Below are 22,496 nucleotides of genomic sequence, written 5' to 3'. Positions count from 1 at the left end.
TCCTCAGCCTTCCACGAAGATCAGGGCAGGGGTCTCAAGGAGCGCCTTGATGCGCTGCACGAAGACGGCGGCATTCCAGCCGTCGATGATGCGATGGTCGAACGATGACGACAGGTTCATGACCTTGCGCGGAACAAATTCCTTGCCGTCCCAGAGCGGCCGGACCGCCATCCTGTTGACCCCGACGATGGCGACTTCCGGCCGGTTGATCACCGGCGTCGTGGCGATGCCGCCGAGGGCGCCGAGGGAGGTAATGGTGATCGTCGAGCCGGTGAGCTCCTCACGCGTCGCCGTGCCCGTGCGCGCGGCCTCCGCGAGGCGGTTCAGCGCGGCTGCGCAGTCCCAGATGTCGCGGGCTTCCACGTGCCTGACGACGGGGACGAGGAGGCCGGCATCGGTCTGCGTCGCGATGCCGATATGGATTCCGCCGAAGCGGCGGAGAAGCCCGGCCTCGTCCTCGTAGTGAGCGTTGATCATCGGCTGCTCGCGGATGGCCGTGACCATGGCGCGCATGAGGAAGGGCAGGAGCGTCAGACGCGGGCGGTCGCCGCGTTTCTCGGCGTTGAGCTTGGTCCGCAACTCCTCGAGCGCGGTGACGTCTACCTCTTCCACATAGGTGATCGGCACGATGCGGGCATGCGCGAGCTCCATCCGCTCCGCGATGCGCCGGCGCAGGCCGATGACCTTGATCTCCTCGACCGAATTGTCCGGCGCGAGCCTTGAACGCGGGGTTCCGACAGGCCCCTCCCTCAGGAAGGCGTCGAGGTCCTCGTGCGTGATGCGGCCGGCGGGGCCCGTTCCCGGCACCTGGCGCAGGTCGATACCCGCCTCCCGCGCACGGCCGCGGACGGCAGGCGAGGCGATCGGCTTCGCGCCCGATGGCCTCGGGGCCACTCCTAACGCGGGCGTGGCGCGCGCTGCGGGGGCCCGGGCAGGCTTCGGCTCCGCCTCTTCCGCCACCGTCCCGGGCACGGGCGACCGGGACGGTTCCGCCTCAGCCGGTTGCGCACCCTGGCCGGTTGCCGCCGTCGCCGGTGCGTCGGTGTCGTCCTCACCCGGGGTCCGGAGCCGCACGAGCGGTGCGCCTACGGCCACCTTCTCGCCGATCTCCGCGCCGATCCAGGCGACTTCACCCTCGACGGGGGAGGGAATCTCGACCGTCGCCTTGTCGGTCATCACAGCGGCGAGAACGGCGTCCTCGCGCACCAGGTCGCCGACCTTCACATGCCATTCGACGAGTTCCGCCTCAGCGATCCCCTCGCCGACGTCGGGCAGCTTGACGATGCGCTCGCCCATTCAGGCCTCCATCGCTCGCACCAGTGCCTCGCCAACGCGGGCCGGGCCGGGGAAATAGTCCCATTCCTGGGCGTGGGGGTAGGGCGTGTCCCAGCCGGTGACCCGACCGACGGGCGCTTCGAGTTGGTAGAAGCAATGCTCCTGGACGAGGGCAGCGAGCTCCGCACCGAAGCCGGAGGTCAGCGTTGCCTCATGCACGATCACGCAACGCCCGGTCTTGCGGACAGACTCGATGATTGCGTCGAGATCGAGCGGCAGCAGCGTCCGCAAGTCGATGATCTCGGCATCGATGCCGGTCTCCTGCGCGGCGGCCTCCGCCACATAGACCATCGTGCCATAGGCGAGGACCGTGACGCTGCTGCCCTGCCGGCGCACCTCGGCCTTGCCGAGCGGGACGGTGAAATGGCCAGCATCCACTTCGCCGAGCGGATGCCCGGACCACGGCGTCACCGGCCGTTCGTGATGGCCGTCGAACGGTCCATTGTAGAGCCGCTTCGGCTCCAGGAAGATGACCGGGTCGGGGTCCTCGATCGCGGAGATCAGTAGCCCCTTGGCGTCGCGCGGGTTCGAGGGCACCACCACCTTCAGGCCGCAGACGTGCGTGAAGAGCGCTTCAGGGCTCTGGCTGTGGGTCTGGCCGCCGAAGATGCCGCCGCCCGACGGCATGCGCACGACGATGGGACAGGTGAACTGGCCGTTCGAGCGGTAGCGGATACGGGCCGCTTCCGAGACGATCTGGTCGTAGGCCGGATAGACATAGTCTGCAAACTGCACCTCCACGCAGGGCCTGAGGCCGTAGGCCGCCATGCCGATGGCGGTGCCGACGATACCGAGCTCGCTGATCGGTGTATCGAAGCAGCGCGTCTTGCCATATTTCTGCTGAAGTCCGGCCGTGCAGCGGAAGACGCCGCCGAAATAGCCGACATCCTCGCCGAAGACGACGACCTTGCCGTCCCGCTCCATGGATATGTCGATGGCCGAGCGGATGGCCTCGATCATGGTCATGCGCGGCATGGCTCAGACTCCGGCCTGATGGCGCTGGCGCCTGAGATGGGGCGGCATCTCGGCATAGACGCCCTCGAACATGTCGCGTACGGACGGCTTGCCGCCCGAATGCAGCGTGCCGTGCTTCTCGGCCTCCTTCTGCGCCATGATGACACTGTCCATGACCTCGGCCTCCGCCTGCCTGTGCCGCTCCTCGCTCCAGACGCCGCGCCGGACGAGATGGTTCTTGAGCCGGATGACGGGGTCTCCGAGCGGCCATGCCTCCGATTCGTCCTTGGGCCGGTAGGCCGAAGGATCGTCCGAAGTCGAGTGCGCGCCGACGCGGTAGGTGACGTATTCGACGAGCGTAGGACCGAGATTGCGCCGGGCCCGTTCGGCCGCCCATCGGGCGACGGCGTAGACGGCGAGATAGTCGTTGCCGTCGACCCGTAGCGCCGGGATGCCGAAGCCGAGTCCGCGAGCGGCGAATGTGCCGGCCCCGCCGCGCGCGATGCCCTGGAAGGTCGAGATCGCCCACTGGTTGTTGACGATGTTGAGCACGACCGGCGCCCGGTAGGTCGAGGCGAAGACGAGGGCGGCGTGGAAATCGCTCTCGGCCGTCGACCCGTCGCCGATCCAGCCCGCCGCGATCCGGGTGTCGTTGCTGATCGCAGACGCCATTGCCCAGCCGACGGCCTGCACGAACTGCGTCCCCAGATTGCCGGAAATCGAGAAGAAGCCGTGCTCCTTCGATGAGTACATGATGGGAAGCTGCCGCCCCTTCAGCGGATCGGCCTCGTTGGAAAAGATCTGGTTCATCATGTCGACCATCGGATAGCCGCCCGCAATCAGGAGGCCGGCCTGCCGATAGGTGGGGAAATTCATGTCGCCAGGCTCGAGCGCCTTGCGAAAGGCGCAGCTCACGGCCTCCTCGCCCATGTGCTGCATGTAGAAGGAGGTCTTGCCCTGGCGCTGCGCCATCAGCATCCGGGCGTCGAAGGCACGCAGCGTCATCATGTGGCGCAGGCCTTCGAGCAGGGCCTCGTCGGAGAGCAGGCCGCTCCACGGGCCGACCGCCTCGCCCTCCCGGTTCAGGACGCGGATGATCGAGAAGGCAAGATCGCGAATGTCGCGCGGATCGACGTCCACCGGCGGCCGCGGCACCGAGCCGGCCTTGGGGATCGGCACGTTGGAAAAATCTGGCGTGCCGCCCGGCCGCACTGCCGGTTCGGGGACGTGCAGGCTGAGAGGGGGAAAGTCGTCCATCATGAAAGCCTATGTGCTCGCCGGGACTACCAGAACACGACCGTCGCGGGCGCGGGGCCCATGGCCGCCGGCCCGGTCCGATCGCGACACCGCCTATCGGGACGACGCAACTGCACAGGCGCCGCCCCCCGATCATCGGCCGGATCGGGCGCAATTTCCACTGTTGCGTGTATCGGCTGCGGGCGGCGTCTTCGCTCACGTTGTGGCGCGTGCGGGGCAGCGGGACTTAACGCGCCTGACGGTGCTGCACGTACCAGTCGGCGATCTCGCTGCCGGTGGCGAGCCACACCTCCTGTCGCGCGGTGATGTGGGCGAGGGCGCTGTCGAAGGCCCGCATGCGGTGCGGATGGCCGATCAGGAACGGGTGCAGCGCGATGGCCATCACCCGCCCGGTCACCGCGCCATCCTCATAGAGCCCGTCGAACTGGTCGCGAATGGTCCGCGCGAAATCCTCGCCCGTCTGACCGCGCTCGATGAAGGCTGCGTAGTCATTGATCTCGGCGGAATAAGGAAGCGACAGCATGCTGCCGTTCCTGACATGCATGGGATAGGGCTGCTCGTCATTGACCCAATTGGCGACGTAGCCGACCCCCGCCTCGGCGAGGAGGTCGAGCGTGCGGTGGGTTTCGCTCAGGCCCGGGCTCAGCCAGCCGCGTGGCCGCGTGCCCGTGGCCTCGGTGATGGTGTCGAGCACCGTCGTGACGAGGTGCCGCTCCTCCTCCTCGGACTGGGCGTTGATCATGGTGGAGTTGTTGGTGCCGTGCCCCATCCACTCCCAGCCGAGCGCCTTGCCGGCTTCCAGTATGCGCGGGTAGTGCCGAACGACGTCGGCGTTGAGGGCGGCCGTGCCGCGAATGCCGTGCCGCTCCATGACCTCCATCAGTCGCCAGATGCCGACGCGCACGCCATAGTCGCGCCAGGAATAGTTGAGCACGTCCGGCACGAAGGCGGTCGTGGCCGGCACGATCGCCGCGCCCGGCCGATCAAACAGGAAGTGCTCGATGTTCGGGATGACCCAGACAGCGACCCGCGCGCCGTGCGGCCAGCGCAGGGGCGGGCGGTCGACGATGGCCGAATAGGGGAAGCGGCCGTGTTCCTGCGGTACTGCTGCAGTCTGTGACATGAATGGACTCCTTGCTCGCCTCGACCGAGGTCGCACTCGGCCGGTCGCAAGCGCTATAGAGCCGCTCGCAGGATAGAATAATCAGGCTTCAGTGACGAAGATTTCGGACTAAAATGTCCGAAATAGGGGAATCGCCCGTGGACAGCCTGCACGCCTTCAACGCCTTCATGCGTGCCGCCGAGGCGCGCAGCTTCACGGTCGCCGGCCGGCAACTCGGCGTGTCTTCGTCCGCCATCGGCAAGGCGATCGCGCGGCTTGAGGAGAGGGTTGGCGTGCGTCTGATGCATCGCTCGACGCGCGCGATCACGCTGACGGCGGAAGGGGCGCGCTTTCTCGAGCGCTGCCGCCGCATCTTCAGCGAGATCGAGGCGGCGGAGCTGGAGCTGGCGCAGACGCAGGGCACGCCGCGCGGGAAGCTGCGCGTGAGCCTGCCCCTCGCCGGCATGCTAATGATGCCGACGCTCACGGCCTTCATGCAGGCCCATCCGGCCATCGCGCTCGACCTCGACTTCACCGACCGGCTGGTCGATGTGGTGGAGGAGGGCTTCGACGTGGTGGTGCGGGCCGGTGCGGTGAGCGATTCCCGCCTGATGATGCGCGTCCTGGGCAGCTTCCGGCTCGGGCTCGTTGCCTCGCCCCGCTATCTGGCGCAAAGGGGCACGCCGCGCACGCCCGCGGATCTCGCCGGCCATGCCTGTCTGCACCATCGCTATGCGACGAGCGGCAAGCTCGAACCCTGGCCGCTCCGGCGTGGACCGGGCGAGCCGGATATCCCGGTGGCGGCCGTCGCCAACACCATCGAGCCGCTGATCGCAATGGCAGAGGCGGGGCTTGGCATTGCCTGCCTGCCGGATTTCGCCATTCGCCGACAACTCGCCGATGGGCGACTCTGCGCGGTGCTCGCGGAGCACACGGAACATGAAGGAACCTTCCGGCTGCTGTGGCCGTCAAGCCGTTACATGTCGCCCAAATTGCGCGTCTTCGTCGACTTCATGGCGCGACACCTCTTCGCACAATGAGGTTGCCTACTGGGACAATTGCGCCGTCGAACGCTCGTAGCGGGTCTCGCCGGTCGACGCATCGATGCCGCAAAGGCTGACGTCGTAGCCCCAGAGGCGGCGCACATGGCGTAGCGTGGCGTCGCGATTCTCCTCCTCCAGGAGGATGCCGTTCTTGATGTAATGGGCGAGTCGCAGGTGCCGGTTGCCGAGCAGGTCGACGTCGACCACCTGGATGTCGGGCAGGTTGGCACCGGTCTCGTAGTTGCGGGCAAGTGCGGCGCGAATCGCTTCGTAGCCGCGCTCGTTGTGGATGGAAGCCACCTCGCAGAAATTGTCGCCCGCCCTGTCGGACAGGAGGAAGAGCCGGAACTTCCGGATCAGCGCCGGGCTCAGATATTGCAGGACAAAGGACTCATCGCGGTGGTTGGCCCAGGCGTCGATCAGCGTGGCGCGCCAGTCGCCGCTGCCGGCAAGGTCGGGAAACCAGTCGCGGTCCTCCGCCGTCGGCTCCGTCGCGATGCGCTCGATGTCCTGCATCAGGGCAAAGCCCAAGGCATAGGGATTGATGCCGGAAAAACGCGGATCGTCGAAGTCAGGCTGGAAGACGACATTCGAATGGCTCTGCAGTATCTCCAGCATGGTGCCTTCGTTGATCTTTCCCTGATCGTAAAGGCGATTCATGATGAAGTAATGAACGAAGGTGGCGCAGCCTTCATTCATCACCTTGGTCTGGCGTTGGGGGTAGAAATACTGGGCAATGACGCGCACGATGCGGAGGATTTCCCGCTGCCACGGTTCCAGTATGAGGCTGTTCTTCTCGAGAAAATAGAGAAGGTTCTCTTCCGGCAGATTGAGGGCTTTCTTGCGCTCGGCTGCCTCCCGCTCGGCCTTGGAGAGGTTCTCTCCGTCGATGCTGTCGGCAGACGACGGCAATGTCCGCCACAGGTCGTTGTAGGTCTGTTCCTCGTATTCCAGCCGCTCGCGGGCGCGCTCGCGCTCCTTCTCCGAGGAAAGACGCGGCGGGCGGCGATAGCGGAACACGCCCTGGTCCATGATGGCGTGGGCGGAATCGAGGATCTCCTCGACGGCGGCGGTACCGTAGCGCTCCTCGCATTTCGTCACATATTTCTTGGCGAATTCCATGTAGCCGAGAATGGCGTTGGCGTCGGTCCACTGTCGGAAAAGATAATTGTTCTTGAAGAAGTGGTTGTGCCCGAAGGCAGCGTGTGCAGTGACCAGGGCCTGGATGGCCATGGTGTTCTCCTCCATCAGATAGCTGATGCAGGGATTGGAGTTGATGACGAGTTCATAGGCGAGGCCGCGCAGGCCCTTGCGGTAGAGATGGTCCTCGAAGACGAAGCGCTTGCCGAAGGACCAGTGCTGGTACATCAGCGGCATGCCGACCGAGGAATAGGCGTCGAGCATCTGCTCGGATGAGATGATCTCGATCTGATTGGGATAGACGTCGAGCCCGAGTTCCTCGAGCGCGATCGCCTCGATGGCGTCATAGGTGCGCGAGAGGGTGGCGAAGTTCCAGTCGGAGCCGGAAAAGAGGAGCGGTGAGGTTGGCCGTTTCGTCATCCCGATCCCCGTTCACTTGCGCTGCGGCGTCGTGGGCTGGCGGGCAAAGAGCTTGCGGAAGACCGGGTAGATGTCGGCCGGCCGCGCGATCCGCGTCATCTGGAAGTTGGGCCATGCCTCGTTCACAGTGCGGTAGGCCCGCCAGAGCGAAGTGCCGTTGTCGGTCGCGCCAAAGATCTCGGTCTCGCGTTCGTCGATGATCTCCACATAGGCGTAATACTGGCAAAGGCGCATCAATGGCCCGTTGAGCAGGGACGCGCAGCGCTCGGAATCGCCGGCGATATTGTCCCCATCCGATGCCTGCGCGGCATAGATGTTCCAGTCCCGTGCCGGATAGCGCTCCTCGATGATGCGTAGCATCTCCTCGAGGGCGGTGGAGACCACCGTGCCGCCGCTCTGGGTGGAATAGAAGAAGGTGTCCTCGTCCACCTCCCGCGCCTCGTCGGTGTGGCGGATGAAGACGATGTCGATGCGGTCATAGCGGCGCTTGAGAAAGAGGTGCAAGAGCACGAAGAAGCGCTTGGCGAGGTCCTTCTCCCGCTCGCCCATGGAACTCGACACGTCCATGAGACAGAACATCACCGCATTGGCGTTGGGCAGCGGCTGCGGCTCGAAGCGGTTGTAGCGAATGTCGACGGGATCGACATAAGGAATGCGCCGGCGCCGACGCTCCAGCCGCTCCAGCTCTGCGCGCAGTTCCTCGAGCCGCTGGCCGCGGCCGGCGGCGGGAGCGGCGGTCTCGAGCATCGCGATCTCCCTGGCAAGTGCCTCGACATCCGCGCGCCGCGGCCGGTGCAGGGCAATGCGCCGTCCGTAGCTGTTGCGCATGGTGCGGCCGACGTTGATGTTCGTCGGCGCACCGCTCGTCGCGAAGCCCGCCCGGCGCGGCTTGTACGACACGGTCTCCTTGAGGGAGAGCTTGATCATGTCGGGTAGCTCGAGGTCCTCGAAGAACAGGTCGAGCACCTCCTCGCGCGAGAGCACGAACTGGAAGTCGTCTTCCGCCTGGCCGCGGCCGGCCCGGGAGCCGGCACCGCCTGTCCCTCCGCCGGGCTTCGGAATCCGGTCGCCTGGCGTGAACTCCTTGTTTCCCGGCAGGATATATTGTCGCTGCCCGCTGGTACGAGCGGGCTGGAAGGTCGGTTCATCCGTGCCGCGCGCGGGCATCGGCACGCCCTGCTCGGCATCGACATCGGCGATCTTGCCCGCCCTGATCCGTTCCTTGACGACCCGCTTCAGCTCTTCGTGGGCACGCCGCAGGAAGCGCCGCCGGTTCCCGAGGCTCTTGTCCTTCGGGTTGAGGCGGCGATCGATGAAATTCGGCATCCGCTGACCTCGCCCATTGGCGCCTCACCCTGCCTTGTTGACACGCATGTACCAGTCGACGAGGCGCCGGACCTGCCGCCTGGTATAGCCACGCTCGACCATGCGGTGCACGAACTCGTCGTGCTGCTTCTCGGTGGCGCTGTCCTTCTTGGAGCCGAAGCTGATCACAGGCAGCAGGTCCTCAACCTGGGCGAACATGCGCTTTTCGATGACCTCGCGCAGCTTCTCGTAGCTGGTCCAGGCGGGGTTGCGGCCGTGGTTCCTCGCCCGGGCGCGCAGCGTGAACTTGACCACTTCGTTGCGGAAGTCCTTCGGATTGGCGATGCCCGCCGGTTTCTCGATCTGCGACAGTTCGCTGTCGAGGATCTCGCGGTTGAGAATCTGGCCCGTGTCGGGATCCTTGAAGTCCTGGTTCTCCAGCCAGGCATCGGCATAGGCGATATAGCGGTCGAACAGGTTCTGGCCATATTCGCTGTAGGATTCGAGATAGGCCTTCTGGATCTCGTGGCCGATGAACTCGGCATAGCGCGTGGCGAGCTCGGACTTGATAAAGTCGAGATAGGCGGTCTCCGTCTCCTTCGGGAACTGCTCGCGCCTGATGGCCTGCTCCAGGATGTACATGAGATGGACGGGGTCGGCCGCGACCTCCTTGGTGTCGTAGTTGAATGTCTCCGACAGGACCTTGAAGGCGAAGCGCGTGCTCACCCCGGTCATGCCCTCGTCGACGCCGGCCGCATCGCGGTATTCCTGCACGGGCTTCGCCTTGGGGTCGATATCCTTCAGGTTCTCGCCGTCATAGACCCGCATCTTGGTATAGAGCGGCGAGTTCTCGTGCTCGGCGAGCCGGGTCGAGACGGTGAAGCGGCTCAGGATCTCCAGCACCTCCGGCGCGCACGGAGCCTTGGCGAGAGCGCTTTCGCGCAGCAGCTTCTCATAGATCTGCCGTTCCTCGGTCACGCGCAGGCAATAGGGCACCTTGACCACGAGGATGCGGTCGAGGAAGGCCTCGTTGTTCTTGTTGTTCTTGAACTGCAGCCATTCGGATTCGTTGGAATGGGCGAGCACGATGCCCTGATAGGGGAAGGCGCCGAAGTTCTCGGTGCCGTTGTAGTTGCCCTCCTGGGTCGCCGTCAGCAGCGGATGCAGCACCTTGATGGGGGCCTTGAACATCTCGACGAACTCGAGCAGCCCCTGCGTCGTGCGGTTGAGGCCGCCGCTGTACGAATAGGCGTCAGGATCCGACTGGCTGTAGTTCTCGAGCTGGCGGATATCGACCTTGCCGACGAGCGAGGATACGTCCTGGTTATTCTCGTCCCCCGGCTCGGTCTTGGCGATGGCGATCTGTCGCAGGCGCGAGGGCATCAGCCTGACGACGCTGAACTTGGAGATGTCGCCCCCGACCTCATCGAGGCGCTTCGCCGCCCAGGGCGAGATGAGGCCGGTCAGGCGCCGTCGGGCGATGCCATACTTGTCCTCGAGGAGGTCGGCCATGCGCTCGGGGTGAAACAGGCCGAGCGGCGACTCGAAGATCGGGCTCACGGTACCGTTGATAGCGAGGGTGTAGATGGGGCGCAGCTCCATCAGCTTCTTGAGCTGCTCGGCGAGCGACGACTTGCCGCCGCCGACGGGGCCGAGCAGGTAGAGGATCTGCTTGCGCTCCTCGAGACCCTGGGCCGCATAGCGAAAGTAGCCCACGATCCGCTCGATCGTGTCTTCCATGCCGTAGAAGTCGGCGAAGGTCGGATAAATCTTGATCGTTCTGTTGGAGAATATGCGACCGAGGCGTTCGTCTGCACTCGTATCGACGAGCGTCGGTTCTCCGATTGCATCGACCATCCGCTCCTGAGCGGTGGCATACATGCTCTTGTCGTCGCGGCATGCAAGAAGATAGTCCTGCAGACTCATCTCCTCCTGCGCCGTACTTCTATAAATCTCCGAAAAGAGATCGAAGACGTCGGATTCTCTCCTTTGCATCGTGCTCTCCCGCGGCAGGCCCGGTCTGTTGCGACGGGATGGCCATCGGCTCCTGCTCCCGGGGTGAACGATTTTGCACACCCACTGTTCCCTCTTCGGGAATGGGCACCGGCAGGCGCCCCAGCAGTCACCTTCGGGCTGTCACATCACACCTCCGGAGCGATCGATTGCCGACTCACCCGAGAATAATATAGGGCTCCGCCGCCCTTCTGAAATTGTTCTCTTCCATAATGTGATCGGAAGCGCTGTCGCCGGTCAGGGAACAAGTGCGGACAGGGCGAGTACAGCGGGGATGGTGCAGGCCGCGAGCACGGTCTGCGTGGCCGTGATCCCCGCCATCAGCGGCGCGTCGCCGCCGAGCTGCCGGGCGAGGATGTAGGAGGAGGAGGCGGTCGGCAGCGCCTGGAACATCAGCGCGATGGTCGCAGCCGGTGCGCCGAGGCCGGTGAGTCGCACGGCCAGCAGTGTCACCATTGGCATGACAAGGAATTTCGCCACGGAAGAGGCGATGACCGGGCCGATCCAAGAGCGGGCGGCGCCGAAGTCGAGTGCCGCGCCGACGCACAGCAGGCCGAGCGGCATGGAGGCGGCGCCGAGGGCTCGCAGCGCAGGCTCGATCCCGGCCGGCGGACGCATGCCGAGCCATTGCAGCAGAATGCCGCCGAGGCAGGCGACGACCAGCGGGTTCGTGACAATCAGCCGCAGGACACCGAGGGCTGCGACCCGCGCCGTGCCGAAGCGCGCGAAGACGAGGATGCACAGCAGATTGACCGTGGGCACGATGGCCGCGTTGCACACGGCGGCCAGTGCGATGCCCGGCGCACCGAAGACCCCGGCGGCGAGGCTCACCCCGATGTAGTTGTTGAAGCGGATGCTGCCTTGGAAGATCGAGGTGAAGGCGGCGCCGTCGGTGCGGAACAGCGGGCGGGCGAGGACGACGATGAGGGCCACCGTGACGGTGGCACCGACGAGCACGAGCGCCAACTCCTGCACGGGCAGGGCGTCAATGTCCGCCGTCGCGAGGCTGTTGAGGAACAGGGCCGGCAGCAGCACGAAATAACACAGCCGCTCGGCCTGTGGCCAGAACGCCTCGGCGATGAAGCCGGAACGGCGCAGCCCGTAGCCGAGCGCGATCATGAGGGCGACGGGCACGAGGGCGAGTGCGACTGGGCCGGTCACGCGCGCTGCCCCCCGGGCCGTCCTTCACCGTTCGACGGGCGCGGCTGCCTCAGCGGAAAGGCCGTCGGCGGCATCGTGATTCGTCCTCAACTCATGCAGTGGCGGGTCCTGAATCTGCGGATAGCGCCTGCGGTGTCGGCCGGCAATTCCTCGGCACGCATGCGGCGGAGGCCGTCGGTTCATGGCTGCAGCCGGGCTTGAGCGCCTTCCTCCATCGGCTACGGTTGCGGGGTGATGTCCGTTCCTGAGGGAGCCCACGATGCCGGATCTGCGCGCCTTCCCGATTACGAAGCGCTGGCCCGCCGCCCATCCCGAGCGCCTGCAGCTCTATTCGGCGCCGACGCCGAACGGGGTGAAGGTATCGATCATGCTGGAGGAGACCGGGTTGCCCTACGAGGCGCACGCCATCGATCTCGGCGCCAACGAGACGTGGACGCCGGAATTCCTGTCACTCAATCCCAACGGCAAGATCCCGGCGATCATCGATCCCGACGGCCCCGGAGGCGCCCCGCTCGGCCTGTTCGAATCCGGCGCTATCCTGCTCTACCTCGCCGAGAAGACCGGGCGGCTCCTGCCGCAGCACCCCGCACGACGCTGGGAAACAATCCAGTGGGTCTTCTTCCAGATGGCCGCCATCGGGCCGACGTTCGGTCAGGTCGGCTATTTCCACAAGTTCGCCGGCCGCGAGATCGCCGACAAGCGGCCGCTGGAGCGCTATGTCCATGAATCGCGGCGCTTGCTCGGCGTGCTCGAGACGAGGCTGGAGGGCCGCGCCTGGATCATGGGCGAGGACTACACCATCGCCGATATCTCGATGCTCGGCTGGGTGCGCAACCTCATCGGCTTCTATGGTGCGGGGGACCTCGTCGGCTTCGACGGGCTGAAACATGTGCCGGCCTGGCTCGAGCGGGGTCTGGCGCGTCCGGCCGTGCAAAGGGGCCTCGAGATTCCGCGACGATCCTGATCTGGCCGGAGGGAACTCGCGCCTGCCGTCTTCGTCCGGCGGTCTTCGAACGAAGGCGTTGAACGATGGCCGATGACGACGTTGCGCGCCTATGGGACTTGGTGGACAAGACCGGCTTCGGCCCTTTCACCACGCACGGTGGCGAGGATATTCGCTCGCGCCCCGTGGCGGCTGTCCCGAACCGGGACCGACAGGTGATTCCTTTGCTCTCCGGCGTGGCAAGCTGGACAGCCCGGATGATCCTTCCGTTCGCGCGTCCGGATGGTTGCGCCGGAAGGATGCCCAGCACTGGGATAGCCCGGGCACCGTGGTGAGCTACATCAAGATCGTCGCCGCGGCCGTCACCGATAGCAGGCCGGCGATGAGGGACAACACCAAGGTTGGGCCGCAGCCGCGCCTTCCGCCCGCTGGGCCGGCCGCAGCACACGGCGGGCGACGTCGATGAAGGCGCGCAGCTTCGGTTGCGTCCCGGCCCGGCGCGGGAAATAGAGGAAGAGGCCCGGGCTGCGGGGCAGGAACGGCTGCAGCACCGGTACCAGCCGGCCGGTCCGGATCTCCGCCTCGGCGGCGATATCGGCGACATAGGCGAGGCCGAGGCCGGCCGCGGCGAAGGCGACGAGCAGGGCACCATCGTTGACGAGGAGGCCGCCCGGCGGGTCGATCGTCACTGAGCGGCCCTCGCGCTCGAATTCCCAGCGGTAGACGGCGCCCGATGTCGGAAACCGGTAGCGGATGGCCTCGTGCCCGGCCAGGTCGTCGGGCAACTCTGGTGTGCCGCGGGCGGCGATATAGGTCGGGCTTGCGACCACCGACCAGGCGATGTCGCGCGTGAGGCGCACCGCCACCATGTCGCGTTCCACGAATTCGCCGATGCGGATGCCGGCGTCATAGCCGTGGGCCGGCAGGTCGACCGTCGCGTCCTCGACGGAGATCTCGACGGACACCTTGGGATGGGCCCGCCGCAAGGCCGGGATGACGGGCTCGACGACGAGCGGCACGGCCATGCGGGGGACGGTGAGACGCAGCAGGCCGGCCGGCTCCTCGCCCATCTCCCCAACAGCCTCGATCGCCCGGGCGATCTCGGCCGCCGCCGGCCCGGCGCGGGCAAGTAGGGCGGCGCCCGTCTCGGTCAGGCCCACCCGCCGGGTGGTCCGCAGGAAGAGTGGTGTGCCGAGCCGCGCCTCGAAGGCCTTCACCGCCTGGCTCACGGCTGCGGGCGACACGCCGAGCTTCGCGGCGGCAGCCGTGAAGCCGCCAGCCTCGGCGACGGCGAGGAAGGCGGCAAGGCCCGAGAAGGGATCCGACGAGGTCATGACCAATTATAAAGCGTTGCTTAACGGTTCACAAAGTTGAACCGGATTTTTCGCCCTAATCCGCATCGGTAGATTCCTCCGTGTTCAAGCGAGGAACATCCCATGGACATTCAATCACAGGAAGGCGGGCTGCCACGGCGGAGCCTGCTCGGCGGCATGCTGGCGGCCGGAGCCGTCGGCGGCAGCGGATTTGTCGCGGGACCGGCGGCGGCGCAGGTGGCCGGGCGGCTCGCGGGCAAGGTGGCGATCGTCACCGGCGGCACCTCCGGCATCGGGGCGGTGACCGTGGGTGCTCTGGCAGCAGCCGGCGCCAGGGTCGCCTTCAACGGCCGGCGGGAGGACCTCGGCCGCGCGGTCGAGCAGCGCGTGCGCGCGAGTGGCGGCGATGTCGTCTATCTGAGGTCGGATGTGCGCGACGCCGGCCAGATGGAGCGGTTCGTCGCCGACACGGTGGCGCGCTTCGGTGGTCTAGACATTGCCTTCAATAACGCGGGCATCGACCTGCCGCCCGCCCCGATCGCCGACACCGACATCGCCGGCTTCGACGACCAGATCGCCACCAACCTGCGCGGCGTCTTCCTGTCGATGAAATACGAACTGCCTCATCTCGTGCGCGCGAAAGGGGCCATGATCAACATGGCCTCCATCGGCGGGCGGCATGCCTTTCCCAACATCCTTGCCTACGGCGCATCCAAGGCCGCCGTCATCCACATGACGCGCGCCGCTGCCCAGGAATATGGACGCGACATGCGCATCAACGCCATTGCGCCGGGACCGATCGAGAGCCCGATGCTGGAGCGGGTGCGGCGCGACTGGAAGGTAACGACCGAGCAACTGGTCGCTCCCTACCCCATGCGGCGCGTCGGCACGGCGGAGGAGGTGGCCGCCCTGGTGCTGTTCCTGGCGAGCGATGAGAGCTCCTATGTGAGCGGCCATGTCATCGGTATCGACGGCGGCGACCTGCCCTAAGGCTCACGGGCCTGTCGCAAGGAGGGGGCTGCCGGCCAGCGCTCTGCGGCACGCGGCATCGAGCTCTGCGAGGTCGGCGGCCAGCCTCTCCACGCCGACCCAGCGCTTCCAATCCGCTGCGATGCTCCAGCCTGGCTCGCCGACCCACGCGAGCGGCAGGCGGTAGTGCAGCACCTCGCGCTTGCTCACCTTGTCCGTCAGGCGAGGGGCGATGCCCTCCGGATCGCGGTGCAGGAGGAGGGGCAGGAGGTCAAGCGAGCGCCGGCGCGTGGGATTGTCGGCGAGGTAGTCCTCGGCCAGCGTTTCCGCGTCCGGCCAGTAGTCCGGCGCCAGTACCTTCTCCACATAGGCCGGCGGATAGGCTGGCGGCGCGAAGAGGCGGGCGACGACGTCGGAATAGATCTCTTCGCGCAGCTGCGGCTCGAGAACGAGGAAGGCCTTGAGGAGCCGCACCAGACTGTGCGGGCCAAGCGCCGGCAGGGCGATATTGAAGTGCAGGCCGAGCGCGCCGAAGGGCGTGATGCCGCGTCCGCGAGCGCCGGCTCGCCGCAGGACGTCGACGGCACGATCGGCAAGGTGCAGCGCGTCGAGTCGCAGGGGAGCGGTGATGAGCTCGCGCGGCACGAAGGGCGAGAGGGCTGCGCCGAGCCGCGCCGAAACGGGCGGCGAAAGGCGTGGCAGCGAGTGCTGCTGCGCGCGATGCGGATGGACATGCTGGACATCGAGCTCGACCGTGAGGTCGCCGATGGCGCTCGCCTCGAGATGCCAGGCGTGGGCATCCTCCTCCCGCACCAAGCCGCCGAATGCGGCGGCGAGCGCATCGACGGCGGCGCGGACCGGCAGCCCGATGAATTCCACTTCCACCCCGACCCTGCGCGGGCGGCCATCGGCCGTCAGCGGAACGGGCGGGGCATGGAAGCGGGGCTCGCGATCGTCCGAAGGGGCGAGGCTCTCCATTCTCCCGATGTGGGCATCGATGCGGCCGCTCGCCAGAGGCCGGCGCGGACGGCGGTCTCTAGCGCCCGCCGAGAGCCCGGTAGATCCTATTTCCGGCGCGGCCCGTCGGCGGCATGCCGAGGCGCTGTTCGGCGGCGGCGATCGCCTCGCGCGTCGCCGGGCCGATCTTCCCGTCCGCCTCGCCGATATCGTAGCCTTGCGCGATGAGAAGCTTCTGCAGCTGCAGGCGCTGGGCCCGTGACAGGCCCGGATCGTCCGTCGGCCAGGGCGTGCGCAGCGGCGGGTAGCCGGCCATGCGATCGGCGAGGTGGGAGATGGCGAGGGCGTAGGATTCCGCCTGATTGTAGGAATAGATGGCGTCGAAGTTGCGGAAGACGAGGAAGCCGGGACCGTTCGGCCCCGCCGGCAGCAGCAGGCCGGCCTGCGCCCCGCCGGAGAGCGGCGAGCCGTCGGCGCGGGTGATGCCACGCTGCGCCCAGGTGGACAGCGGCGCCTTGTTGCGCCGGCCCGTGGGACCGTTGTAGCCGGCCGGCACGCGTACCTCGAACATCCACGACTCGCCCTGGCGCCAACCCGCCCGCTTGAGATAGTTGGCCGTGGAGCCGAGCGCGTCCGCGACCGAGCTGACGAGATCGCGGCGGCCGTCGCCGTCGAAATCGACCGCGAGGCGCTGGTAGGTGGAGGGGATGAACTGCGTCTGGCCAAAGGCGCCGGCCCACGATCCGTAGAGCTTGTCGAGCGAGAGGTCGCCGCGCTGGACGAGCTTGAGCGCCGCCATCAGCTCGCCCTTCCAGAAGCTCGTGCGCCGGTTGCTGGCACAGGTCAGCGTCGCGAGCGCATGCGGCAGGAAAGAGCTGCCCGCTTCCTGGCCGAAGTCTGTCTCGACCCCCCAGACGGCCGCGATGACGAAGCGGTCAACGCCGAACTGGCGCTCGGCGGCGCGCAGGATGCTATCGTAGCGGCGCATCATGGCGCGCCCCTGGGTCACACGCTCCTCGTCGACGAGAAAGGCGAGATAGTCCCAGATCGGCGTCTTGAACTCGGGCTGGACGGTTGACAGGCGCAGCACCTTCTCGTCCGGGGCGGAGATGTCGAGCGCGCGGTCGAGGATGGCGCGGCTGACGCCCTGCTGTGCCGCCTCCTGTTTGAGGCCGGCGACGCAGGACTGGAACGAGGCGGCCGCGGGGCTGGCCAGCGTCACGGCGAGTGCGGCCCCGAGCAGCGTCGATCGCATGCGTCTTCCTCCTGTGCGTGTCCTGCCTCTTCGGCGGAGTCTAACCGATTCTTCGCCGGAGCCGACCCGCACGGTCAGCGGACGCGGCTGCTCGCGCTCACCGGGCAGCAGCTCGGCCCAGGAGGACCATCTGGCGATGCTGGCGGCGGCGCGCGAGCGCGATGCCGAGCGGGCCGTGGCCGTCCTCCTCGGCCATCTCGACACGGCGGCGGTGACGATCGACGCCTTCTTCCGCCAGCGGGCCGGCTGAGGGCCGCATTTGGCAGCGGCGCCCGGCTGCGCTAGATGGCGGGCCGAACCATCCCGCGCCGAAAGCACTTGAGCACCATGGCCCCGCCGCTCCTACAACTGACCGACATCCACCTGACCTTCGGCGGCACGCCGCTCCTGACGGGCGCCGAGCTCAGCGTCGGCGAGGGCGAGCGGCTCTGCCTCGTCGGCCGCAACGGCTCGGGCAAATCGACCCTGCTCAAGATCGCCGCCGGTCTGGTCGAAGAGGACCGGGGCGAGCGCTTCGCGCAGCCGACGGCGACGATCCGCTACCTGCCGCAGGAGCCGGACCTGTCGGCCTTCGCGACGACGCTCGCCTATGTGGAGGCGGGGCTCGCGCCGGGCGACGAGCCCTACCGCGCGCGCTATCTCCTCGAGCAGCTAGGCCTCACCGGCGAGGAGGCACCCGCGAACCTCTCGGGCGGGGAGGCGCGCCGGGCAGCGCTGGCGCGCGTGCTCGCGCCGGAACCGGACATCCTCCTCCTCGACGAGCCGACCAACCACCTCGACCTGCCGGCCATCGAATGGCTGGAGAGCGAGCTCAAGAACATGCGCTCGGCGCTCGTCCTCATCAGCCACGACCGGCGCTTCCTCGAAAGCCTCTCGCGCGCCACCGTCTGGCTCGACCGCGGCATCACCCGTCGGCTCGACAAGGGCTTCGCCGCCTTCGAAGCCTGGCGTGACGAGGTGCTGGAGCAGGAGGAGCGCGAGCGCCACAAGCTCGACCGCAAGATCGCCATGGAGCTGGACTGGCTGCGCTACGGCGTCACCGCCCGGCGCAAGCGCAACCAGCGGCGCCTCGGCGAACTCGGTGCGATGCGCAGGGAGCGGCGCGAGCAGCGCCGCGTGCTCGGCAATGTCGACATGACGGTGAGCGAGGCGGAGCTGTCGGGCACCCTCGTCATCGAGGCGAAGCACATCGCCAAGGCCTATGGCGAGCGCCGCATCGTGGAGGATTTTTCCATCCGCATCTTCCGCGGCGAGCGCGTCGCCATCGTCGGCGCGAACGGCGCCGGCAAGACGACGCTCGTCGAGATGCTGACCGGCCGGCTCGCGCCCGATGCCGGCACGGTGCGGCTCGGGGCGAACGTCGCCATGGCGCGGCTCGACCAGACGCGCTCGGCCCTCGATCCGGAGGCGAGCCTGACGGAGGTGCTGACCGACGGAGCGGGCGACAGCGTCGTCGTCAACGGGCAGTCGCGGCACGTCGTCAGCTACATGAAGGACTTCCTCTTCTCGCCGGAGCAGGCGCGCACGCCGGTCAAGGTGCTCTCCGGCGGCGAGCGGGCGCGGCTGCTGCTTGCCAAGGCCCTTGCCAGCCCCTCGAACCTCCTCGTGCTCGACGAGCCGACCAACGACCTCGACCTCGAAACCCTCGACCTGCTGCAGGAGATGCTGGCCGACTATGCCGGCACCGTCCTCCTCGTCAGCCACGATCGCGATTTCCTCGACCGGGCGGCGACATCCGTCCTGATGGCGGAGGGGCAGGGGCGCTTCGTCGAATATGCCGGCGGCTACAGCGACATGGTCGCCCAGCGCGGCAGCGGCGTCGACGCGCGCGCGGTGGAGAAGGCGAAGGCCCAGAAGCCGCCGAAGCCGGCGGCCGAGAAGCCGGCCGGGCCGGCGCCCCGCAAAAAACTGAGCTTCAAGGACAAGCACGCGCTCGAGACGCTGCCCGCCCGCATCACCGAACTGGAAAAGACGGTCGCCGAACTGGCCGCCAGGCTCTCCGACGAGGCGCTCTATGCCCGCGATCCTGACGGCTTCGCGCGGGTGAGCGCGAAACTCGCCGAGGTGCAGGGCGAGCTGTCGGCGGCGGAGGAGCGCTGGCTCGAGCTGGAGATGCTGCGCGAGGAGCTGGAGGGGTAGACGGAGCGCAGGTCGGCGAACTGCAGGCGCGCTCAACTGAGTTCCTGGGCGAGTCCGATGAGAAGCCCTTCAGGCCCGCGGATGTAGCAGAGCCGATACGCGTCCTTGTACTGGACGACTTCGCCGACGAGCTGCGCGCCGCGGTTGCGAAGCTTTTCAAGCGTCTCGTCGATACCGTCCACGGCGAACATGACGCGGAGATAGCCTAGAGCGTTGACCGGAGCGGTCCGGTGATCCGCGGCCACAGGCGGCGAGAGGAAGCGGGATAGCTCGAGCCGGCTGTGGCCGTCCGGCGTGCGCATCATGGCAATCTCGACACGCTGGCCGGCGAGCCCAGTGACACGTCCGGCCCACTCTCCTTCGATCGTGGCCCGCCCTTCGAGCGCGAGACCGAGCTCGCGAAAGAAATCGATCGCTCCGCCGAGGTCTTCGACGACGATTCCTACGTTGTCCATCCGTTTGAGCGCCATATGTGCAATCTACAAGGTGTGATCTGGGCCGTAAACTCATCGATCTGCTTTCCAGGTGAGCAAGCGGTTGATAGAGGGGTTCGGAAGGGAGGCCTGTGATACGTGGCAGCTCTTCGCCGCTCGTCTCCCGATAGAAAGCTTGCGGTTCGGACGGTTTGCCGCGCTTGTCCTTGATGCATCGCGCTGCATAGTGGTGCTGCCGCGCCGTGCGGCAGTGCCGGGCCTTCGCCTTGTCCGAGAGCGTTGCCAGACTGCGTCCGTTCCTCGTGCTCCTCGCCATGCTCGGGCTCGCCGGCGGGTTCGCGCTGCGCATGGCCGGCCATGGTGCGGCTGCGCCCTATGTCTGGGCGGCGGCGACGGCGCCGGTGCTCGCGGTGCTCGTCGTCGAGATCATCACCAGCCTGCGCCGCGGCGACGTCGGGCTCGATATCGTCGCCGCCTTGTCCATGTCGGGGGCGCTCGTTCTCGGCGAGACGCTCGCCGGCGCCGTCGTGGCGCTGATGTATGCCGGCGGGCAGTATCTCGAATTCTACGCGGAGGGGCGGGCCCGGCGGGAGATGCGGGCGCTGCTCTCGCGCGTGCCGCGCAGCGCCCTGCGCTACGACGGGGAGGGACGCATCGCCGAAGTGCCGCTCGCCGACATCCACCCCGGCGAGCGCCTCCTGATCCGCCAGGGCGACGTGCTGCCGGTGGACGGGCGCGTCGTCGACGAGCCGGCGATGGTCGACCAGTCCGCCATCACGGGGGAATCCGTTCCGGTGCGGCTGTTGCCGGGGCGGGAGGCGCTGAGCGGCACGACGAACATCGGCGCTGCCTTCGATCTCCTCGTGCTGAGGCCGGCGGCCGAGAGCACCTATGCCGGCATCGTCCGCCTCGTCGAGGAGGCGCAGAAGGCCAAGGCGCCGATGGCGCGCCTCGCCGACCGCTATGCCATCGCCTTCCTCGCCGTGACCGTGCTGCTCGCCGGCGCCGCCTGGCTCGTCAGCGGCGACCCGGTGCGGGCGCTCGCCGTGCTCGTCGTGGCGACGCCGTGCCCGCTCATCCTCGCCGTGCCCGTCGCGCTGGTCGCCGGCCTGTCGCAGGCGGCGCGGCACGGCGTGCTGATCAAGGGCGGCGGGGCGCTGGAAGCCCTGTCGCAGGCGCGCACCGCCGTGCTCGACAAGACGGGGACCCTGACCTTCGGTCGCGCCCGCCTCGTCGATGTGCGGGTCTTCGCCGGGGCGAACGGGGATGATGACGTCGATGCCGACGAGGCACTGCGGCTCGCCGCCTCGCTTGACCAGGCCTCCGCGCATGTCGTCGCGGAGGCGCTGATCGAGGCGGCGGGAGAGCGCGGCCTCGCCTTGTCGGCGCCGCATGAGGTGAGCGAGACGGCCGGGCGGGGGCTCGCTGGCCGGGTGGAGGGGCGGCCGGTCGCCGTCGGCAGCCTGTCCTATGTCGGCGAATATCTCGACGGGGCCGTGCCGCCGATCGAGGGCATGGACGGCAGCACGGCGGCGGTCGCGGTCGCGGTGGACGGGCGCCTCGCGGCGGTGCTGCTGCTCGCCGATCTCCTGCGGCCGGATGCGGCGGGCCTGCTCGCGCGCCTGGAGCAGGAGGGCGTCTCCCGGCTCGTCCTCGCCTCCGGCGACCGCAGCGACATCGTCGCCGAGATCGCCGCCGGCCTGCCGTTGGCGGAGGCCCGCGGCGACCTGTCCCCGCAGGACAAGCTCGGCATCGTGCGGCAGGAGCGCCGCAGGGCCACGGGCGCGGTCATGATGATCGGAGACGGCATCAACGATGCGCCGGCGCTCGCGGAGGCGGACGTCGGCATCGCTGTCGGCGCACGCGGGGCGAGCGCCTCGGCGGAGGCGGCCAATGTCGTGCTGCTGGTGGAAGGGCTTGCGCCGGTGGCGGATGCGCTCGTCATCGCCCGGCGCTCGCGGCGCATCGCGCTTCAGAGCGTCTATGTCGGCATCGGCCTGTCGGGTCTCGGCATGCTCGCGGCCGCCGCCGGCTTCCTCGCGCCGGTGCAGGGCGCGCTGTTGCAGGAGGTGATCGACGTCGCCGCCATCATGAACGCGCTCAGGGCGCTCGCGCCGGCACCGGGCATGAGCGCGCCGGGGACAGCCAAGGGCTCATGAGCCGATGGGCGCGGGCACCGCGCTCCCTGTCTTCTCCATCATGTCGGCGAGGTTGCGCACGGCGCTGACGAGACCGGCGCGTTCACCGGCGGGCAGGGCCGCGAGCATGGCCGCCGCCTCGTCGGGCAGGAGGGACGGGGCTGCCGCGAGCACGTCCCGCCCCGCCGGGGTCAGCCGGGTGTGGACGATGCGCCGGTCGACGACGTTGCGGTAGCGCTCGACGAGGCCGCGCCCCTCGAGCTTCTCCAGGGTCACGACGACGGTTGCCGGGGTCAGGTCGGCATAGCGGGAGAGGGCGTTCGTCGTCACCTCGCCGAGGTCGGCGACACCTTGCAGGATGACGATCTGCGACGTGGTGAGGCCCACCGAGCGCGAGATCGCCTTCGAGCGCGTCTCCATCACATGCACGATGCGGCGGATGGCCTTCGACAGGGCCTGCAGGTCGTCCTGCGCCGGCAGGATGCGCATGGAACCACCGGCGCTCGATCCGGCTTCCCCCAGCCCGGAACCCACCGGGACTGTCTGACGTTCATCAACTTTCATGGCTTGCTCCGCCATTAATTTGACATCAAAACATTCGCCTTGTAAAGATTAGAT

The 22,496-nt window shown here is 67.7% G+C and carries 18 protein-coding genes; 5 read left to right on the top strand and 13 right to left on the bottom strand.

All coding sequences use genetic code 11. From position 1 onward, the window contains the following. Positions 1 to 3: 3 nt before the first annotated feature. From ASC46_RS01395 to ASC46_RS01380, 4 genes are all read right to left on the bottom strand, one after another. A complete protein-coding gene (locus ASC46_RS01395) occupies positions 4 to 1,296 on the bottom strand; it encodes a dihydrolipoamide acetyltransferase family protein (RefSeq protein ID WP_055457506.1) in 1,293 nt (430 codons plus the stop codon). Further along, entirely contained in the window at positions 1,297 to 2,310 is a 1,014-nt protein-coding gene (locus tag ASC46_RS01390; RefSeq protein WP_055457505.1) for an alpha-ketoacid dehydrogenase subunit beta, read from the bottom strand. A gap of 3 nt (positions 2,311 to 2,313) precedes the next feature. Further along, positions 2,314 to 3,546, bottom strand: coding sequence for a 3-methyl-2-oxobutanoate dehydrogenase (2-methylpropanoyl-transferring) subunit alpha (locus ASC46_RS01385; protein ID WP_055457893.1), 1,233 nt, complete (start codon positions 3,544 to 3,546; stop codon positions 2,314 to 2,316). Positions 3,547 to 3,772: 226 nt separating this feature from the next. Further along, complete coding sequence (locus ASC46_RS01380; protein WP_055457504.1) at positions 3,773 to 4,669, bottom strand: polysaccharide deacetylase family protein; 897 nt, start codon at positions 4,667 to 4,669, stop codon at positions 3,773 to 3,775. Between the two features lie 137 nt (positions 4,670 to 4,806). Between ASC46_RS01380 and ASC46_RS01375 the strand changes: the two genes are divergently transcribed. Further along, positions 4,807 to 5,688 carry a LysR family transcriptional regulator gene (locus tag ASC46_RS01375; protein WP_055457892.1) on the top strand — a complete coding sequence of 294 codons (882 nt, stop codon included), beginning with the start codon at positions 4,807 to 4,809 and terminating at the stop codon, positions 5,686 to 5,688. Positions 5,689 to 5,694: 6 nt separating this feature from the next. On the opposite strand, the gene ASC46_RS01370 is transcribed toward ASC46_RS01375, so the two are convergent. The 4 genes from ASC46_RS01370 to ASC46_RS01355 all read right to left on the bottom strand — a co-directional run bounded on the left by ASC46_RS01370 (position 5,695) and on the right by ASC46_RS01355 (position 11,730). Further along, positions 5,695 to 7,251 (bottom strand): SpoVR family protein, encoded by a 1,557-nt coding sequence (locus ASC46_RS01370; protein WP_055457503.1) that lies wholly within the window; start codon positions 7,249 to 7,251, stop codon positions 5,695 to 5,697. A 12-nt stretch (positions 7,252 to 7,263) separates the two neighbouring features. Next, positions 7,264 to 8,577 (bottom strand): YeaH/YhbH family protein, encoded by a 1,314-nt coding sequence (locus ASC46_RS01365; RefSeq protein WP_055457502.1) that lies wholly within the window; start codon positions 8,575 to 8,577, stop codon positions 7,264 to 7,266. 24 nt (positions 8,578 to 8,601) lie between these two features. Next, complete coding sequence (locus ASC46_RS01360; RefSeq protein ID WP_055457501.1) at positions 8,602 to 10,551, bottom strand: PrkA family serine protein kinase; 1,950 nt, start codon at positions 10,549 to 10,551, stop codon at positions 8,602 to 8,604. Between the two features lie 255 nt (positions 10,552 to 10,806). Beyond that, positions 10,807 to 11,730, bottom strand: a complete 924-nt coding sequence (locus ASC46_RS01355; protein ID WP_055457500.1) for an AEC family transporter — start codon at positions 11,728 to 11,730, stop codon at positions 10,807 to 10,809. Positions 11,731 to 11,989: 259 nt separating this feature from the next. On the opposite strand from ASC46_RS01355, the gene ASC46_RS01350 reads away from it, so the two are divergent. Then, positions 11,990 to 12,694 carry a glutathione S-transferase N-terminal domain-containing protein gene (locus ASC46_RS01350; RefSeq protein ID WP_055457499.1) on the top strand — a complete coding sequence of 235 codons (705 nt, stop codon included), beginning with the start codon at positions 11,990 to 11,992 and terminating at the stop codon, positions 12,692 to 12,694. A 341-nt stretch (positions 12,695 to 13,035) separates the two neighbouring features. Here the strand turns inward: ASC46_RS01350 and ASC46_RS01345 are convergent, their stop codons facing one another. Continuing rightward, the gene (locus tag ASC46_RS01345; protein ID WP_055457498.1) at positions 13,036 to 14,007 is read right to left on the bottom strand and encodes a LysR family transcriptional regulator; all 972 of its coding nucleotides are present in this window, start codon (positions 14,005 to 14,007) and stop codon (positions 13,036 to 13,038) included. 102 nt (positions 14,008 to 14,109) lie between these two features. Here ASC46_RS01345 and ASC46_RS01340 point away from each other — a divergent pair, with 102 nt between their 5' ends. Then, entirely contained in the window at positions 14,110 to 14,976 is an 867-nt protein-coding gene (locus ASC46_RS01340) for an SDR family NAD(P)-dependent oxidoreductase (protein ID WP_055457497.1), read from the top strand. Between the two features lie 3 nt (positions 14,977 to 14,979). On the opposite strand, the gene ASC46_RS01335 is transcribed toward ASC46_RS01340, so the two are convergent. Continuing rightward, positions 14,980 to 15,933 (bottom strand): amidoligase family protein, encoded by a 954-nt coding sequence (locus ASC46_RS01335; RefSeq protein ID WP_055457496.1) that lies wholly within the window; start codon positions 15,931 to 15,933, stop codon positions 14,980 to 14,982. Between the two features lie 58 nt (positions 15,934 to 15,991). Beyond that, positions 15,992 to 17,167 (bottom strand): lytic murein transglycosylase, encoded by a 1,176-nt coding sequence (locus tag ASC46_RS01330; protein WP_055457495.1) that lies wholly within the window; start codon positions 17,165 to 17,167, stop codon positions 15,992 to 15,994. 327 nt (positions 17,168 to 17,494) lie between these two features. Here ASC46_RS01330 and ASC46_RS01325 point away from each other — a divergent pair, with 327 nt between their 5' ends. Then, the gene (locus ASC46_RS01325) at positions 17,495 to 19,306 is read left to right on the top strand and encodes an ABC-F family ATP-binding cassette domain-containing protein (protein ID WP_055457494.1); all 1,812 of its coding nucleotides are present in this window, start codon (positions 17,495 to 17,497) and stop codon (positions 19,304 to 19,306) included. A 32-nt stretch (positions 19,307 to 19,338) separates the two neighbouring features. On the opposite strand, the gene ASC46_RS01320 is transcribed toward ASC46_RS01325, so the two are convergent. Next, entirely contained in the window at positions 19,339 to 19,776 is a 438-nt protein-coding gene (locus tag ASC46_RS01320) for a VOC family protein (RefSeq protein WP_055457493.1), read from the bottom strand. Positions 19,777 to 20,006: 230 nt separating this feature from the next. Between ASC46_RS01320 and ASC46_RS01315 the strand changes: the two genes are divergently transcribed. Further along, the gene (locus ASC46_RS01315) at positions 20,007 to 21,899 is read left to right on the top strand and encodes a heavy metal translocating P-type ATPase (protein ID WP_342585591.1); all 1,893 of its coding nucleotides are present in this window, start codon (positions 20,007 to 20,009) and stop codon (positions 21,897 to 21,899) included. On the opposite strand, the gene ASC46_RS01310 is transcribed toward ASC46_RS01315, so the two are convergent. Next, on the bottom strand, positions 21,894 to 22,442 hold the full coding sequence (locus ASC46_RS01310) for a MarR family winged helix-turn-helix transcriptional regulator (protein ID WP_245280434.1): 549 nt from the start codon (positions 22,440 to 22,442) through the stop codon (positions 21,894 to 21,896). The two genes, ASC46_RS01315 and ASC46_RS01310, sit on opposite strands and share 6 nt — an antisense overlap. Positions 22,443 to 22,496 lie beyond the last annotated feature (54 nt).

The organism is Chelatococcus sambhunathii, assembly GCF_001418005.1.
GTDB classification, from domain to species: Bacteria; Pseudomonadota; Alphaproteobacteria; order Rhizobiales; family Beijerinckiaceae; genus Chelatococcus_A; species Chelatococcus_A sambhunathii.
The sequence above is the reverse complement of the archived record's forward strand: the minus strand, read 5'-3'. Positions and strand labels throughout refer to the sequence as shown.

Coding starts and splice junctions, on each gene's coding strand:
- ASC46_RS01325 (WP_055457494.1), top strand. CDS start 17,495: ATGGCCCCGCCGCTCCTACAACTGACCGACATCCACCTGACCTTCGGC.
- ASC46_RS01310 (WP_245280434.1), bottom strand. CDS start 22,442: ATGAAAGTTGATGAACGTCAGACAGTCCCGGTGGGTTCCGGGCTGGGG.
- ASC46_RS01360 (WP_055457501.1), bottom strand. CDS start 10,551: ATGCAAAGGAGAGAATCCGACGTCTTCGATCTCTTTTCGGAGATTTAT.
- ASC46_RS01385 (WP_055457893.1), bottom strand. CDS start 3,546: ATGGACGACTTTCCCCCTCTCAGCCTGCACGTCCCCGAACCGGCAGTG.
- ASC46_RS01345 (WP_055457498.1), bottom strand. CDS start 14,007: ATGACCTCGTCGGATCCCTTCTCGGGCCTTGCCGCCTTCCTCGCCGTC.
- ASC46_RS01395 (WP_055457506.1), bottom strand. CDS start 1,296: ATGGGCGAGCGCATCGTCAAGCTGCCCGACGTCGGCGAGGGGATCGCT.
- ASC46_RS01350 (WP_055457499.1), top strand. CDS start 11,990: ATGCCGGATCTGCGCGCCTTCCCGATTACGAAGCGCTGGCCCGCCGCC.
- ASC46_RS01380 (WP_055457504.1), bottom strand. CDS start 4,669: ATGTCACAGACTGCAGCAGTACCGCAGGAACACGGCCGCTTCCCCTAT.
- ASC46_RS01320 (WP_055457493.1), bottom strand. CDS start 19,776: ATGGCGCTCAAACGGATGGACAACGTAGGAATCGTCGTCGAAGACCTC.
- ASC46_RS01390 (WP_055457505.1), bottom strand. CDS start 2,310: ATGCCGCGCATGACCATGATCGAGGCCATCCGCTCGGCCATCGACATA.
- ASC46_RS01365 (WP_055457502.1), bottom strand. CDS start 8,577: ATGCCGAATTTCATCGATCGCCGCCTCAACCCGAAGGACAAGAGCCTC.
- ASC46_RS01330 (WP_055457495.1), bottom strand. CDS start 17,167: ATGCGATCGACGCTGCTCGGGGCCGCACTCGCCGTGACGCTGGCCAGC.
- ASC46_RS01340 (WP_055457497.1), top strand. CDS start 14,110: ATGGACATTCAATCACAGGAAGGCGGGCTGCCACGGCGGAGCCTGCTC.
- ASC46_RS01335 (WP_055457496.1), bottom strand. CDS start 15,933: ATGGAGAGCCTCGCCCCTTCGGACGATCGCGAGCCCCGCTTCCATGCC.
- ASC46_RS01370 (WP_055457503.1), bottom strand. CDS start 7,251: ATGACGAAACGGCCAACCTCACCGCTCCTCTTTTCCGGCTCCGACTGG.